The sequence below is a fragment of the Streptococcus oralis genome (genome assembly GCF_019929365.1).
GTDB classification, from domain to species: Bacteria; Bacillota; Bacilli; order Lactobacillales; family Streptococcaceae; genus Streptococcus; species Streptococcus oralis_BT.
This window is the reverse complement of sequence record NZ_JAHZPH010000003.1, coordinates 142,004-158,245: the sequence shown is the minus strand read 5'-3', so window position 1 is coordinate 158,245 and position 16,242 is coordinate 142,004. Positions and strand designations below refer to the sequence as shown.

The 16,242-nt window shown below is 43.1% G+C and carries 13 protein-coding genes; 8 read left to right on the top strand and 5 right to left on the bottom strand.

The genetic code is table 11. From position 1 onward, the window contains the following. The first annotated feature begins 10 nt into the window (after positions 1 to 10). From dltC to K1I53_RS05845, 7 genes are all read left to right on the top strand, one after another. Positions 11 to 250 carry a D-alanine--poly(phosphoribitol) ligase subunit DltC gene (dltC, locus tag K1I53_RS05875; RefSeq protein ID WP_000351970.1) on the top strand — a complete coding sequence of 80 codons (240 nt, stop codon included), beginning with the start codon at positions 11 to 13 and terminating at the stop codon, positions 248 to 250. Further along, complete coding sequence (dltD, locus tag K1I53_RS05870; protein ID WP_223328717.1) at positions 243 to 1,511, top strand: D-alanyl-lipoteichoic acid biosynthesis protein DltD; 1,269 nt, start codon at positions 243 to 245, stop codon at positions 1,509 to 1,511. Before dltC ends, dltD begins: the two co-directional genes overlap by 8 nt. A gap of 142 nt (positions 1,512 to 1,653) precedes the next feature. Continuing rightward, positions 1,654 to 3,681, top strand: a complete 2,028-nt coding sequence (nt5e, locus tag K1I53_RS05865; protein WP_223328716.1) for a cell surface ecto-5'-nucleotidase Nt5e — start codon at positions 1,654 to 1,656, stop codon at positions 3,679 to 3,681. Positions 3,682 to 3,829: 148 nt separating this feature from the next. Next, positions 3,830 to 4,270, top strand: coding sequence for a zinc-dependent transcriptional regulator AdcR (gene adcR / locus K1I53_RS05860; RefSeq protein ID WP_223328715.1), 441 nt, complete (start codon positions 3,830 to 3,832; stop codon positions 4,268 to 4,270). Further along, on the top strand, positions 4,270 to 4,974 hold the full coding sequence (locus tag K1I53_RS05855) for a metal ABC transporter ATP-binding protein (protein ID WP_001269481.1): 705 nt from the start codon (positions 4,270 to 4,272) through the stop codon (positions 4,972 to 4,974). The genes adcR and K1I53_RS05855 overlap by 1 nt, the downstream gene beginning before the upstream one ends. Continuing rightward, positions 4,967 to 5,773: a metal ABC transporter permease gene (locus K1I53_RS05850; RefSeq protein WP_000950023.1), complete on the top strand. Its 807-nt coding sequence runs from the start codon at positions 4,967 to 4,969 to the stop codon at positions 5,771 to 5,773. Before K1I53_RS05855 ends, K1I53_RS05850 begins: the two co-directional genes overlap by 8 nt. 9 nt (positions 5,774 to 5,782) lie before the next feature. Beyond that, the gene (locus K1I53_RS05845) at positions 5,783 to 7,288 is read left to right on the top strand and encodes a zinc ABC transporter substrate-binding protein AdcA (protein WP_223328714.1); all 1,506 of its coding nucleotides are present in this window, start codon (positions 5,783 to 5,785) and stop codon (positions 7,286 to 7,288) included. 55 nt (positions 7,289 to 7,343) lie between these two features. On the opposite strand, the gene K1I53_RS05840 is transcribed toward K1I53_RS05845, so the two are convergent. From K1I53_RS05840 to arcA, 5 genes are all read right to left on the bottom strand, one after another. Beyond that, a complete protein-coding gene (locus tag K1I53_RS05840; RefSeq protein ID WP_223328713.1) occupies positions 7,344 to 8,672 on the bottom strand; it encodes a dipeptidase in 1,329 nt (442 codons plus the stop codon). Positions 8,673 to 8,694: 22 nt separating this feature from the next. Further along, the gene (locus K1I53_RS05835) at positions 8,695 to 10,206 is read right to left on the bottom strand and encodes a YfcC family protein (protein WP_223328712.1); all 1,512 of its coding nucleotides are present in this window, start codon (positions 10,204 to 10,206) and stop codon (positions 8,695 to 8,697) included. A gap of 97 nt (positions 10,207 to 10,303) precedes the next feature. Beyond that, complete coding sequence (gene arcC / locus K1I53_RS05830) at positions 10,304 to 11,251, bottom strand: carbamate kinase (RefSeq protein WP_125399186.1); 948 nt, start codon at positions 11,249 to 11,251, stop codon at positions 10,304 to 10,306. A gap of 293 nt (positions 11,252 to 11,544) precedes the next feature. Next, on the bottom strand, positions 11,545 to 12,561 hold the full coding sequence (gene argF, locus K1I53_RS05825; RefSeq protein ID WP_000149840.1) for an ornithine carbamoyltransferase: 1,017 nt from the start codon (positions 12,559 to 12,561) through the stop codon (positions 11,545 to 11,547). A gap of 55 nt (positions 12,562 to 12,616) precedes the next feature. Beyond that, positions 12,617 to 13,846 carry an arginine deiminase gene (arcA, locus tag K1I53_RS05820; RefSeq protein ID WP_000094625.1) on the bottom strand — a complete coding sequence of 410 codons (1,230 nt, stop codon included), beginning with the start codon at positions 13,844 to 13,846 and terminating at the stop codon, positions 12,617 to 12,619. A gap of 716 nt (positions 13,847 to 14,562) precedes the next feature. Between arcA and K1I53_RS05815 the strand changes: the two genes are divergently transcribed. Continuing rightward, on the top strand, positions 14,563 to 16,242 hold the full coding sequence (locus K1I53_RS05815; RefSeq protein WP_223328767.1) for an alpha-L-fucosidase: 1,680 nt from the start codon (positions 14,563 to 14,565) through the stop codon (positions 16,240 to 16,242).

The window sequence follows — 16,242 nt, the reverse complement described above, 5'->3', positions numbered from 1 at the left end:
GATATGAAAAATGGATATCAAATCAGAAGTTATTGAAATTATTGATGAGTTGTTTATGGAAGATGTTTCTGACATGATGGATGAAGATCTTTTTGATGCCGGTGTCTTGGATAGCATGGGAACGGTTGAATTGATTGTTGAGATTGAAAACCGTTTTGACATTCGTGTTCCAGTGACGGAGTTCGGTCGTGATGACTGGAATACAGCTAATAAAATTGTAGAAGGTATTGCGGAGTTAAAGAATGCTTAAACGCTTGTGGCTGATCTTCGGGCCTATCTTCATCGCTGGATTTTTGGTTCTTCTACTCATCTTTTTTTATCCAAGTACAACAAGCCATAATCTGACGGAGGAGAAGTACTCTGCAGCTTCCATCAGTAGAGAAAGTTTTAAAGAGAGAAGTCAAAAAGTGAGGGCGCTAACGGATCCCAATATGCGTTTTGTCCCTTTTCTAGGGTCAAGTGAATGGATTCGATTTGATAGTGTCCATCCAGCTGTTTTAGCAGAAAAATACAATCGTCCCTATCGCCCGTACTTTATGGGTCAGGCAGGAGCGGCCTCGCTTAATCAATATTTCGGTTTGCAGCAGATTCTGCCAGAAATCGAGGAAAAGCAGGTGGTGTTTGTCATCTCTCCTCAGTGGTTTACAGAGACGGATTATGAGCCAGCGGCGTTTCAGAGATTCTTTAATAGCGACCAGTTAACAGCTTTTTTGGAAAATCAATCTGGGGACATCTCGGCTAAGCATGCTGCGACGCGTTTGTTGAAGCAGAACCCGAGTGTGGCATTGAAAGGCATCCTTCAAAAGCTTTCAAAAGGAGAGGACTTGTCAGATGCTGATCGACTTATCATCAACGTCTTTGCACGATTCAATGAAAAGCAGTCCTCTCTTTTTGGTCAATTTTCCATTCGGGGGAAACTCAAGTACAAAGAACATGTAGAAAACTATTTAAAAGATCTTCCTGATCAGTTTTCTTATGACACTTTAGAAGAAATTGCCCGTAAGGATGCAGAGGCAAATACGACCAATAACGATATGGGGATGGAGAATCATTTCTACACGTATGAGGTCAAAAAAGACTTAAAAAAATGGGAAGGGTATCAAAAAAATTATAACTTCCTAAAGTCGTCTGAATACAATGATTTGCAGCTGGTTCTCAATCAATTTGCCAAATCAAAAGTCAATGTGCTCTTTGTTATCCAGCCTGTCAACAAGAAATGGATGGAATATACAGAGCTCAGTGAAGAAATGTATCAACATGCAGTGGAGAAAATTCGTTACCAGTTAGAAAGTCAAGGCTTTACCAACATTGCTGACTTTTCAAAAAACGGAGGAGAACCTTACTTTATCAAGGATACCATCCACTTAGGTTGGTTGGGCTGGTTGGCTTTTGATAAGGTTGTGAATCCCTTCTTGACGGATCCAAAACCAGCCCCAGACTACAAGATGAATGACCGTTTCTTTAGTAAGGACTGGGCGACCTATGATGGAAATATCAAAGATTTCCAATAAATTGATTAAAAAAACTTGAACTTTTTGGTTCAGGTTTTTTGGTTAAATGGCGAATATTTTATATAAAAACTAGTCAAAAGTTTTATTTTTTATAGAAATATCGTATAATATAAAGGAAAAAAGAAAAGAAAAGGATTTCAAAATGAATAAACGTTCTTTGTTGCCTGTCTTATCGACAGCTCTATTAGCCCCAGCCTTCTTAGCTGGACAAGTATACGCTGAGGAAGCAACAACTCCTGCAGAAAGTTCAGCTGTTGTAGCAACTCCCGCTACGTCAGCAACTCCAACAAATGAGGTAGAGACTCCATCAACCGTTGCATCTGCAGAAGCTCCATCAGCTCCTGTTGAATCTACTAAAAGCGAAGAAAAGGACACCGTTATCTTACATACTAATGATGTTCATGGTCGTATCGTAGAGGAAAAGGGAGTAATTGGAGATGCTAAACTAGCGACTGTCATTGAGCAGGAGCGTGCGAAATCAAATCAAAATACTCTGGTTGTTGATGCGGGAGACGCTTTCCAAGGTTTGCCGATTTCCAACTCTACCAAGGGTGAAGCGCGTGCTGAAATTCTCAATCAGATGCAGTATGATGCCATGGCAGTAGGAAACCATGAGTTTGACTTTGGTCTTGATGAAGTTAAAAAATACAAGGAAATCTTGAAATTCCCATTACTTAGCTCAAACACCTATGTCAATGGAGCTCGTCTTTTTGAAGCTTCTACAATCGTTGATAAAGATAAGACTGTGGAAGGTGATGAGTTTGTTGTAATTGGTGTGACAACACCTGAAACGGCTACAAAAACCCACCCTAAAAACATTAAAGGGGTAACTTTTACTGATCCAATCTCTGAAGTCAATAAAGTCATCGAAGAAGTTCAAGCCAAGGCGCGTGCAGAAGGTAAAGACTACAAACACTATGTTGTGCTCGCTCACTTGGGTGTAGATACCACAACTCCAGTCGAGTGGCGTGGTTCAACCTTGGCAGAAGCTCTCTCTAAAAATCCTCGTCTCAAAGGCAAACGTGTGACGGTTATTGATGGTCATTCTCACACAGTAGCTTCCACAACTTATGGAGACAATGTTACCTATAACCAAACAGGAAGTTACCTTCATAATGTTGGGAAAGTTATCTACAAATCACGTCAGCTTTTGGGCAGTCCAACTCAGATTCCGGCTGCTGATGCTAAAAAATTGCCAGCTAATCCTACAGTTGAAAAACTAGTCAAAGACATTAAACAAAAATACGATGCTGAAAATGCTGTTGAAGTCGTTTCAAACAGCCCTGTAGAACTAAACGGTGATCGTGAAAATGTTCGGGTTCGTGAAACCAACCTCGGAAACGTCGTAGCAGACTCCCTCTATCAATATGGTCAAACAGGATTTAGCCATCCGACTGACATCGCTGTGACAAATGGTGGTGGCTTGCGTGAAACCATTGCAAAGGGCAAACCAATCACTAAAGGAAATGTCATTGCCGTTCTTCCGTTTGGAAATACCATCTCACAAATCCAAGTGACGGGACAACAAGTATTGGATATGTTTGAAAAGTCACTCGGATCTATCTTGCAGGTTGATAAGGATGGCAAGAAGGTATTGGATGAGAACGGGCAACCATTGTTAGAGCCAAGTGGTGGTTTCTTGCAAGTTTCAGGTGTGAAGGTCTACTATGATACCAACCTACCATCAGGCAAACGTGTCTTGGCCATCCAGGTTAAAAACCGTGCAACTGGTCGTTATGATCTTCTAGACCTCGCAAAAACCTACTATCTTGCAACCAATGATTTCTTAGCTGCAGGTGGTGATGGCTACACTATGTTAGGTGGCGCGCGTGAAGAAGGCCCATCTATGGATGCAGCCTTTGAAGAGTATCTTAAAACCGCTGATTTGACCCAGTATGAAAAGATCAATCCGAACTCACGGACGATTTCTGTGGATTCTAAAACCTTTAGTCTGCCAGTAGAAACGCCTCAAACGAATGCGACTGCTAACGATGCGACTACAAATGTGCCATTGACTTATGAGGTTGCAGGTCAATTTAGCAAGAAGGCAGTTGTCTCAGAAAAAGCCCTCCCAAATACAGGAAGCGAACAGTCCATCTTTTTGCTCTTGATGGGAATGGTAGCTGGTTTGGCAGGTATCTTATTGAGTCGAAAACCAAAGCAAAAATAGGTTAAATTTTACATCTAGAAGAGTCTAGGGAAACGTTTTTACGCCTTTTTCCCTTGACTCTTTTTTGGTTTATGATATAATTAACCAGTAAAGAATCGGTGGCTATCTATGCTTTTTACGAAAAAGATAGCTAGGGAAGGAGTAACACATGAGACAGCTTGCACAGGAAATCGATAACTTTTTAAACGAGGTGATCTTGAGATCTGAGAACCAGCATGAAATTCTAATCGGGCATTGCACGAGTGACGTAGCCTTGACCAATACTCAGGAACACATCCTCATGCTCTTGTCAGAAGAATCCTTAACCAACTCGGAGTTGGCCCGTCGCCTTAATGTCAGTCAGGCGGCAGTGACCAAGGCTATCAAGTCTTTAGTCAAAGAGGGCATGTTAGAGACATCCAGAGATCCAAAGGATGCGCGTGTGATCTTTTACAAACTGACAGAGCTGGCTCGACCAGTAGCGGCGGAGCACCACCACCACCATGAGCATACGCTTTCAGCCTATGAACAAGTAGCAAGTCAGTTTACTCCAAATGAACAAGAAGTTATCCAGCGGTTTTTAACTGCTTTAGTAGGAGAAATCAAATAATGCGGTATATTACAGTAGAGGACTTGTCTTTCTATTATGACAAGGAACCTGTCCTCGAGCATATCAACTATAGTGTTGATAGTGGGGAGTTTGTCACCCTGACTGGTGAAAATGGGGCTGCCAAGACGACGCTTATCAAGGCGAGTCTAGGCATCTTGCAGCCAAGGTTTGGCAAGGTAACTATATCAAAGACAAATACTCATGGGAAAAAGCTTAGGATAGCTTATCTTCCCCAGCAAATAGCCAGTTTTAATGCTGGCTTTCCAAGTACGGTTTATGAATTTGTCAAGTCGGGTCGCTACCCTCGAAAGGGTTGGTTCCGTCGCTTGAACGCCCATGATGAAGAGCATATCAAGGCCAGTCTAGACTCAGTTGGTATGTGGGAACACCGTGACAAACGAATTGGTTCCCTTTCGGGAGGGCAAAAGCAACGAGCGGTGATTGCTCGGATGTTTGCTTCTGACCCGGATATCTTTGTCTTGGATGAGCCGACGACAGGGATGGATGCTGGAAGCAAAAATGAATTTTACGAGCTCATGCACCATAGTGCCCACCATCATGGCAAGGCCGTTTTGATGATTACCCATGACCCTGAAGAAGTCAAGGACTATGCAGATCGCAATATCCATCTAGTTCGTAATCAAGACTCGCCATGGCGTTGTTTCAACATTCACGAAAGCGATCAGGAGGTGGACCATGCTTAGTTTGTTATCCTATGACTTCATGCAGCGTGCCTTCTTGGCTGTTATTGCCATGAGTCTCTTTTCTCCAGTCCTTGGGACCTTCCTAATCTTGCGTCGTCAGAGTTTGATGAGTGATACACTCAGTCACGTTTCTCTATCAGGAGTAGCCTTTGGTCTGGTTTTGGGAATTTCTCCAACTATTTCAACCATTGCTATCGTCTTGATCGCTGCGGTCTTTCTAGAGTATCTCCGTACAGTCTATAAGAACTTTATGGAAATCGGGACTGCCATCCTCATGTCTACAGGGCTTGCAGTGTCTCTTATCGTGATGAGTAAGGGTAAAAGTTCGAGCTCCATGAGTTTGGACCAATATCTCTTTGGGTCTATTGTGACCATTAGCCAGGAGCAGGTGATTTTCCTCTTTGCCATTGCGGCGGTCGTTTTACTCTTGACATTCTTGTTCTTGCGACCAATGTATATCCTGACTTTTGATGAGGACACGGCTTTTGTAGATGGACTTCCAGTGCGGACCATGTCTATCCTCTTTAACATGGTGACAGGGGTGGCCATTGCCCTTATGATACCAGCAGCAGGAGCTCTTCTGGTGTCGACCATTATGGTTTTGCCAGCTAGTATTGCCCTTCGTCTGGGGAAAAACTTCAAATCCGTTATGTTGCTAGCCAGTGCTATTGGCTTTTTGGGAATGGTGGCAGGACTTTATATTTCCTACTATGCGGAAACACCTGCCAGCGCTAGTATCACCATTATCTTTGTAGCTGTCTTTTTGTTAGTCAGTCTACTGAAACGTTTTATCAAATAGGAGAATGAAATGAAAAAAATTAGCTTACTACTAGCTAGTCTATGTGCTCTGTTTTTAGTGGCTTGTTCCAATCAAAAGCAGGCAGATGGAAAGCTAAATATCGTGACAACCTTTTACCCTGTCTACGAATTTACCAAACAAGTCGCAGGAGATACCGCTAATGTAGAACTTCTAATCGGTGCTGGTACAGAACCTCACGAATACGAACCGTCTGCCAAGGCAGTTGCTAAAATCCAAGATGCAGATACCTTTGTCTATGAAAATGAAAATATGGAAACTTGGGTTCCAAAATTACTAGAATCCTTGGATAAGAAAAAAGTGAAAACCATCAAGGCGACAGGTGATATGCTCCTCTTGCCAGGTGGTGAGGAAGAAGAGGAAGGGCATGACCATGGCGGTGAGGGTCACCATCACGACTACGATCCCCACGTTTGGTTATCACCAGCACGCGCCATCAAACTAGTAGAGCATATCCGTGACAGCTTGTCAGCAGATTATCCTGATAAAAAAGAGACTTTTGAGAAGAATGCGGCTGCCTATATCGAGAAACTAAAAGCCTTGGACAAGACCTACACAGATGGCTTGTCTCAAGCGAAGCAAAAGAGCTTTGTAACCCAGCACGCTGCCTTTAACTACCTTGCATTGGACTACGGTCTCAAGCAAGTATCCATCTCAGGTCTCTCACCAGATGCAGAGCCATCAGCAGCACGTTTGGCAGAGTTGACAGAGTATATCAAGAAAAACAAGATTTCTTATATCTACTTTGAAGAAAATGCCTCACAAGCCCTAGCCAATACACTCTCAAAAGAAACAGGTGTCAAACTAGATGTGCTCAATCCGCTGGAAAGTCTGACAGAAGAAGCAACCAAGGCTGGTGAGGACTATATCTCCGTGATGGAGAAAAACCTCAAGGCTTTGAAGCAGACAACAGACCAAGAAGGACCAGAAATTGAGCCAGAGAAGGAAGAAAACACCAAGACAGTTCACAATGGTTACTTTGAGGATGCAGATGTCAAGGACCGCGCCTTGAGTGACTATGTTGGCAACTGGCAGTCGGTCTATCCTTTCCTTGAGGATGGAACCTTCGATCAAGTTTTTGATTACAAGGCTAAATTGACTGGCAAGATGACCAAAGATGAGTACAAGGCCTACTATCAAAAAGGTTATCAGACAGATGTGACTAAGATCAACATCACGGACAATACCATGGAGTTTGTTCAAGGTGGCCAAAGCAAGAAATTTACGTATAAGTATGTCGGCAAGAAAATCTTGACTTATAAGAAAGGTAATCGTGGGGTGCGCTTCCTCTTTGAAGCGACCGATGCGAATGCTGGACAGTTCAAGTATGTTCAGTTTAGCGACCACAATATTGCCCCAGTCAAGGCAGAACATTTCCATATCTTCTTTGGGGGCACCAGTCAAGAAGCTCTCTTTGAGGAGATGGACAACTGGCCAACCTACTATCCAGATAAGCTATCTGGTCAAGAAATCGCCCAAGAAATGTTGGCGCATTGATGCAAGAAAAAATCCCGCAAATCTGCGGGATTTTTTGGTAGAAACGATCATCCAGTTAGGTTGCGAGACGGTAAACCGCCTCTGCGTAGATGTCCATAGCGCGATAAAGATCGTCTAGGACAGCTGCTTCATTTGCCTGATGTTCAGTTTGTTGTGCTCCTGGAAAAAGAGCGCCAAAGGCTACACAGTTTGGCATGGTACGGGCAAAGGTAGCACCACCTGACGAGAGAGGAGGAGTCTCATCTCCAGTTTTTTCTTGGTAAACTTGCATAAGAGTAGTAACGAGTTGGCTATCTCTTGCGACATAGAGGGGTGCTAGATAGTCAAATTCTTGGTAGTCAAGTTGGTAGTCTTTGGCGCACTGAGTGAGCTGTGCCACCAGTTTCTCCTTATCTGCTAGCACAGGTATACGTATGTCGATCCGAATTTCGGAGCGATCGGGATTGATGGTCAACCCTGCAACATTAAAGGAAAGGGAACCAGACGGTTCATCAGCAACTTCTCCAAAGATTCCAAGCCCTCTACCATCTTGCCCTGCTTTGTCGGCTAGAAAATGGAGGGCAGGGTGGGGTTGGAGAGGTGCGAGTACACTAGCAAGCCGAATGACTGCATTGACACCTTGACTAGCATCTTTGGCGTGTTTAGGTACCCCGAGTACGGTCACGGTTTGGTCTGTGGTTTGGTGATCATAATCAGCTTCTTTCAAACCTCTACAAACCGCTTCATAAAGAGGACCTTGGTAACTTGCCTTATCTGGTACGACATTAAAGGCACCTCCGACATCAAGCTTGAGAAGATCAGAGCCGGGGCCAAGAAGCTTGACTTGAAGGAGCCCCTTTTCAGCGTATGTCAAAGGAAATGACGAATCAGGGGCGAATCCCATACTGGCTGTTTCTTCGAGGGCGTTGTAGCGTGCCATACATCTCCAAAGAGTTTCTTCATCCGTACCAAAGATAAAACGCACGCGCTTCTTAAATTGGATGCCTTGGTCCAGCAAGCTTTTCACTGCGTAGAGAGCTGCGAGTGAAGGACCTTTGTCGTCTTGTGCCCCTCGTCCATAGAGTTTGCCTTCTCTGATAGTTGCTTCAAATGGAGGAAATTGCCAATCTGACAAATCTCCTGCAGGCACAACATCCAAGTGACAGAGGATGGCAAGGAGTTCTCCCTCACCAACCTCTGCATAACCATAATAGCCCTTGGGATCAATATAAGTTTTAAAGCCAAGTTCACGGCAGATTTCCAGCGTCTTTTCTAGAACGTCCTGGATAGCTTGTCCAAAAGGTGTTCCATTTTCCCCTTCTTGGAGGACAGATGGGTAGGAGATGAGAGTCTTTAGACTCTGTATAAAGCACTGTTTAATGGAGTCAGTGATGTAGACGGTCATTCGTTTTACCTCACACTTTGTTCTAAAGGAATGGTAGGAAGGTACCTAGGATAAGAAGAAGTATGCTCACAATGATAATAACGACAATGAGTTTAGTAACAAATTTCCACCAAGTTCCTAGACTGATACGGCCGAGCGCGAGAGCCCCCATAACGATACCAGAAGTTGGAGCGACAAGGTTTAGTACACCAGATGCAGATTGATAGGCAGTGATGATGAGACTAGGTTTTACGTTAACGAACTCACCAAGTGGTGCCATGATTCCCATTGTAGCACTAGCAAGTCCAGATGAAGATGGGATAAGGAATGACATAGGAAGGTAGAAGAGGTAAGTCAAAACGATGAAGACTTGAGAAGAGAGACCTTGAAGTCCGACTTCACCCCAGTGTAGAATAGTTGCAGTAATCATACCGTCATTCATGATAACTTGGATACCACGAGCCACTGCACAAATCAAGGCTACGGTGAGAAGATCTGCTGCACCAGCCATAAAAGTAGAGATAATCTTGCTTTCCTTAAGGCCGTAAACAACACCAATAAGAATACCCATCACAGCAAAGAGCATAGCCCCTTCTGGGAAGTACCAGCTACCGAAAGGTAAGGCAGATGAACCGATAGCTCCACCGATAACAGGAAGACCAATCAACCAATTCTTGAAGTCTTCAAATAGAGTGATATGCAAGTCTACCCAAGGGATAAAGCTGGCGATCATGATGATGAAAGTCAAGATGAACAAGGCAAGAACATGTTTTTGTTTCTTGTTCAAGACAGATGGAGCATTTTCGTTATCAGTGACATTGAAGTGTTTAAGGTCTTCTTCACGTTGAGAGTAGACAAGTGATTTTGTGGGATCCTTTTGAATCTTTTCTGCATAGCGGTAGACAAAGTAAGTACTAATACCTGTCATAACAAACCAGAAGATGATACGAAGGATAACCCCGTCCATAGATGATACACCCGCTGTATCAGAGGCGATAACAGTAGCAAAAGGATTGAGAGTAGAGGCAAGACAGCCAACTTGAGAACCTAGTAGAATGATGGCAACGGCAGTAATGCTATCAAAACCAACAGCCATCATGACAGGAACAAGGAGTGGATAAAATGCCATGGTTTCTTCACCCATACCATAAGTTGTTCCTCCAAGTGCAAAGAGGGGCATGAGGATGAGGATCAGCATTTTTTCGCGTCCTTTGTATTTCTTAACAATAGAGGCAATACCAACATCGAGTGTGCCTGTCGCATTGACGACACCTAGAAATCCTCCAACCATGAGGATGAAGAAGGCTACGTCAATAGCGGCTTTAGTTGGTTCGTGACCGAGCATCGCCCGAATTGGAGCCATTAGAATATCGTAAATCCCTTGGGGATTAGAGTCAACAGTTTGATAGGTACCTGCAATGAGGCCACCTGCTTCGTTCGTGTCATACTTACCTGCTGGAATGATCCAAGTCAAGATTGCCATGATAGCAATAATAATGATCAAAACAGTGTAAGATGAAGGCATTTGGAACCTTTTTTTTGTTTTTTCACTCATTTGTTTTTCCTCCTAAACTATGCCACAAAGTATAAAAACGAATGATGTTGGTTTACCTGAGTACTCCTAGTTAGAGCTTGTACTTGGGTTAAAATGGCTAGTCTTTAACAATAATTGTTCCGCTTTCGGACTCGATCAAGGCGCCTAGATTGCTGAGGGAAGTGATAACAGCCTTGCCTTCTGGGCGGTTGGTTACAAAATCGATAGCAGCTTCGACTTTTGGTAGCATGCTACCCGGTGCGAATTGTCCTTGTTTGATGTATTCTTTTAGTTGACTGACGGTAACGTGTTCAAGTTTTTCTTGGTCTGGTTTATTGTAGTTGACATAAACGTAGTCTACGCCAGTAAGGACGATAAAGAGGTCAGCTTCGACGAGTTCTGCTAGTCGTTGAGACGCAAAGTCTTTGTCGATAACGGCTTCGACCCCACGCAAGTAACCGTTTTCATTTTTAACAACAGGGATACCTCCTCCACCTGCTGCGATGACAACTTGACCATTATCGAGCAAGGTGCGGATGCTGTTGATTTCTTTAATGTCGATTGGTTTTGGTGAAGCCACCACTTTACGCCAGCCACGACCGGCATCTTCTTTGAAGGTTGCTCCTGTTTTTTCGCTCTCAGCTTTGGCATCCTCTTCTGAGTAGAATGGACCGATTGGTTTGGTGGGATTGATAAAGGCAGGGTCTTCTTTGTCTACTATAACTTGGGTAACAACAGAAGCGACATTTTTATCAAGTCCTACATCGAGCAATGCGTTATCAAGAGCACATTGTAGCCAAAAACCGATACTACCCTCGGTCATGGCAACCAAAGAATCAAGGGGGAAGGCAGGGTTTTTTTCCGAATCTGCCATCAAGTGTTGAAGCAAGAGATTACCCACCTGAGGACCATTTCCGTGAGTGATGATCAGTTCATCTCCGTTTTGAATCAACTTGACCAGATGACGAGCTGTTTCTACCAGAGCAGCTTGTTGAGCTTGGGCAGATGGATCAGTGGAGAGGATGGCATTTCCGCCTAAAGCAACGACGATTTTTCTATGAGACATGAGCTCTCCTTCCTTTAATATGGTAAACCTGACAGAACTCCAAGAGCTAGAGGCAGGTATGATGATAAAATATGAAGTGGAGGTAGCGTCTTTTTAAAAGACAAATTAGTCATTACTACTAATAAAAGGGGTTGAACGCACAGCCGACGTTTATCAGAATGAGACTAGGAAGCAGGAAGATGACAAGAGTAAGGTGGCAAATCTGTCAAACGGAATCCTTGCTTTCTTTCGCTAGAACTGATAAGCTATCATAGCTTTCGTCTCAACCCCTGTGTTGTGTATACGAGTAAGTTTTATACTTTAGGAATGTAGAGATTTCCAAGAGTAGCAGCCATAACAGCTTTGATAGTGTGCATACGGTTTTCTGCTTGGTCAAAGTGACGAGCATACTTGCTGCGGAAGACTTCGTCTGTTACTTCCATTTCTTCTACGCCAAATTTTTCAGCAACATCTTTACCATAAACAGTGTGAGTGTCGTGGAATGCTGGTAAACAGTGGAGGAAGATCAAGTTTTCGTTGTTTGCTTTTTTCACTAAGTCCATATTGACTTGGTAAGGTTTCAAAAGTGCAACGCGTTCTGCGAATTTGTCTTCTTCACCCATTGATACCCAAACGTCTGTGTAAAGAACGTCTGCACCTTTAACTGCTTCGTCAGCATCTTCAGTGATGAGGATGTGTGCACCACTTTCTTTAGCAAATCCTTCTGCTAATTCAACGATTTCTTTTTCTGGGAAGAGTTCTTTTGGTGAGAAGATGTGAACATTGACACCAAGGATAGCACCTGTTACGAGCAAGCTATTGGCAACGTTGTTACGTCCATCACCACAGTATACCAATGTCAAGCCTTCCAAGCGACCGAAGTTTTCTTGAACAGTCAAGTAGTCAGCGAGCATTTGAGTTGGGTGCCATTCGTCAGTTAGACCGTTCCATACTGGAACACCTGAGAATTCTGCTAGTTCTTCAACCATACGTTGGCTGAAACCACGGAATTCAATCCCGTCAAACATACGACCCAAAACTTTTGCAGTATCTTCAGTAGATTCTTTTTTACCTAACTGAATGTCATTTGCTCCGAGGTATTCTGGATGAGCACCAAGGTCAATAGCTGCAGTTGTAAAGGCTGCACGTGTACGAGTAGAAGTTTTTTCAAACAGGAGGGCGATATTTTTACCAGCAAGGTAGTGGTGTTGGATATTGCGTTTTTTCAAATCCTTCAAGTGAGCTGAAAGACCGATAAGGTATTCTAACTCTGCGCGAGTAAAGTCTTTTTCTGCTAAGAAGCTGCGTCCTTGGAATACTGAATGTGTCATTCTATTATTTCCTCTTTCTATTTTTTTACATTTTTTGACAAATACTGAACAGCGATTATACTTCTTCACGTTCAAATGGCATAGACATACAACGAGGTCCACCACGGCCCCGAACCAATTCACTTCCGCGAATCTTAATCAAGCGAAGCCCGTATTCTTCTAGAATCTTATTGGTAATGGTATTGCGGGCATAAACGACGACTACACCAGGTGCGATGGTCAAAGTGTTGGAACCGTCATTCCATTGTTCACGCGCAGCTGCTACGATATTGCCACCACCGCAACGGATCAAATGAACTTTTTCTACGCCGAGGTTCTTCGCAAGAAGTTCAGCTAAGTCACCTTTTTCTTCAACAATCTTGAGTTTTTCATCTTCATAAGTGACAGAGTACACACGAAGATCGCCTTCGATTTCTGGGTGAATTGTGAACTTGTCATAGTCAACCATGGTGAAGACAGTATCCAAGTGCATGAATTTACGGTTGTTAGCAAATTCAAATGCCAATACTTTCTTGAAGCCAACATTTTTCTTGAAGATGTTCACCAAGAGTTTTTCAATCGAAGCTGCATCTGTACGTTGAGAGATACCTACTGCAAGAACGTCTTTAGAAAGAACGAGCTCATCTCCACCTTCAATACGTGTATCTTCTTCACGGTTGTAGACTAATTCTACTTTTCCACCATAGATTGGATGGTGTTTGAAAATGTATTTACCATAAAGAGTTTCACGGTTACGAGTATCTGCATACATGTGGTTAAGCGATACGGCATTACCAATGGTTGCAAATGGGTCGCGAGTGAAGTAGAGGTTTGGCATTGGGTCGATTGCAAATGGATAGTCTGACTCAACCAAGTCAGTTAAGCCTTTTGCTTCTTCAGGAATTTCTGGCAATTCAACTTTTTGAACTCCTGCCATAGTTTTTTCAACCAATTCTTGGTTGTCCTTGATACCGTGAAGCAATTCACGAATAGCCGCCTTGGTTTGACGACCACGGATGTTGGCTTCGTCTAAATATTCCTCGATAAATTGATCGCGGATTTCTGGGGAAGTCAATGATTCAGCCGCCAATTGCTCTAGGTAAAGGACCTCAATTCCTTCATCACGAAGAGCTTGAGCAAATGCGTCATGTTCTTTTTGAGCATCTTCCAAGAATGGAATGTCATCAAAAAGAAGCCTTTCGAGATAGTCCGGCAACAAGTTTTCCAACTCTTTGCCTGGACGGTGCAACATAACTTTTTTCAGTTTCCCAATTTCTGAGAATACCTGAATTGGATGTGAAGACATGTGTTTTCCTCCTTAAAAATTTTCACGGTGGCACCTTTTTGGTACCGCTTACATTTACGTTATATCATATTCTCAGAGGCGTGTCAATAGTAAAAAATGATTAAAAATTCGGACAAAACAAGGTTTTAGTAGTATTTTATGTTATTATACGATAGCAAAAGGAATTAGAGGAAATAAATGTATAAACTTTGATTAAAAAGAATATAATATTTTTAAAAAAAATTATGCCGAATTTTACATTTTAAGAAAAAATGTCCAAATTTTAATTCGATGTTGATGAGAAATCAAGGAGGAACATGATTGTAAGGTTGTTAGAAGATTTCATGAAACTTATCTGAAATATATTTTGGGAATTGTTTCGGGATACATATTGTACAAATTATAGAATCTTTTCCGAGTATTTAGGAAGAGAGGTCGATCATATTGACGCTCCTTTTATTTTTTGTTATAGTCAACGAAGCAACAGATTATACACAACCTGTGGATAAGTTTAAAGTAAACGGAACTATAGTATTTATGAATCACAAATATAAGAACATCCTTATGGGAGAGTCTTTGAGATAGTGAGAGCGGGATTCCCCGCTACAAGGCCATTTGTAGCTGATATGCTTGGCGAAAGAGAGATGGTTTTGAAAATATGATTCAAATACCAGACCTGATTTTCTTATCCACAAGATGTGGATAACTTTGTGAACAAGAGAAAGAGATATGTGATGATGACGAACATAAAACCACATGGACCATTACCAAGCCAGGCCCAGCTAGCTTATTTAGAGGATGAACTAGCTGCCTTTATCCATTTTGGCCCCAATACCTTTTATGACCAGGAATGGGGAAGTGGGCAAGAGGATCCTAAGCGTTTTAACCCGACCAAGTTGGATGCGCGTGAATGGGTTCGAGTGCTCAAAGAAACAGGTTTTAAAAAGCTGATTTTGGTGGTCAAGCACCACGATGGTTTTGTCCTCTACCCGACAGCCCATACAGATTATTCGGTCAAGACTAGTCCTTGGAGGGATGGAAAGGGGGACTTGCTTCTCGAAGTTTCCCAAGCCGCAACTGAGTTTGACATGGATTTGGGAGTGTATTTGTCTCCTTGGGATGCTCACAGTCCCCTCTATCACGTGGACCGAGAAGCGGACTACAATGCCTATTATCTAGCTCAGTTGAAGGAAATCTTATCAAATCCTGCCTATGGCAATGCTGGCAAGTTCGCTGAGGTGTGGATGGATGGTGCTCGAGGAGAGGGCGCTCAAAAGGTCAACTATGAGTTTGAGACTTGGTTTGAAACCATTCGTGAATTGCAGGGAGATTGTTTGATTTTCTCAACTGAGGGAACTAGTATTCGCTGGATTGGAAATGAACGAGGCTATGCAGGGGATCGCTTGTGGCAAAAAGTCAAGCCAGATCAGTTGGGGACAGAAGCTGCATTGGATTATTTACAGCACGGAGATACCTCGGGGACGCTATTTTCAATCGGTGAGGCAGATGTTTCGCTTCGCCCGGGCTGGTTTTACCATGAGAATCAGGATCCCAAGTCTCTCGAGGAATTGGTCGAAATCTACTTTCACTCAGTGGGACGGGGAACCCCTCTTTTGCTCAATATTCCCCCTAATAAAGATGGGCTCTTTGATGAGAAGGATATCCAGCGTCTCTATGAATTTGCTGCCTACCGTGACGAGCTCTATAAAGAAGATTTGGCTTTGGGAGCCAAGGTATCTGGTCCGGCTCTATCACCAGACTTTGCCTGTTCTCACCTGACAGATGGACGGAAGACCAGTTCTTGGGCAAGTGATGCAGAGTTGCCAATCCAATTAGAGCTCGATTTAGGATCACCTAAAACTTTTGATGTGATTGAGTTAAGAGAAGATTTGAAGTTGGGGCAACGCATCGCTGCTTTCCATGTTCAGGTAGAGTTGGATGGTGCCTGGCAGGAGTTTGGCTCTGGTTATACTGTTGGCTACAAACGTCTCTTACGAGGATCAGTCGTTGAGGCGCAGAAGATACGCGTGACCATTACAGAGGCACAGGCTTTGCCTTTGTTGACCAAGATTTCACTCTATAAAACACCTACCTTGTCGAAAAAAGAAACTGTTCAGCAACTAGAGTTTTCAGAAAAAAGTCTAGCTGTGACCAAGGGAGAAAATGTCCACTTTACAGTGAGGCGCATAGAATTTAGCAGTCCTTTAGAAGCTAAGATTTCGATTCAACCAGGGACGGGTGTGCATGGTGTCGCCTATCGGGACGAGATTCAAGTCCTTACGTTTCAAGCTGGTGAGACTGAAAAAAGGCTAACGCTACCAACCTTGTATTTTGCAGGAGATAAAAGCTTAGATTTTTATCTGAATTTGACAGTAGATGGTCAGCTGGTTGACCAGCTTCAGGTCCAAGTTTCATAA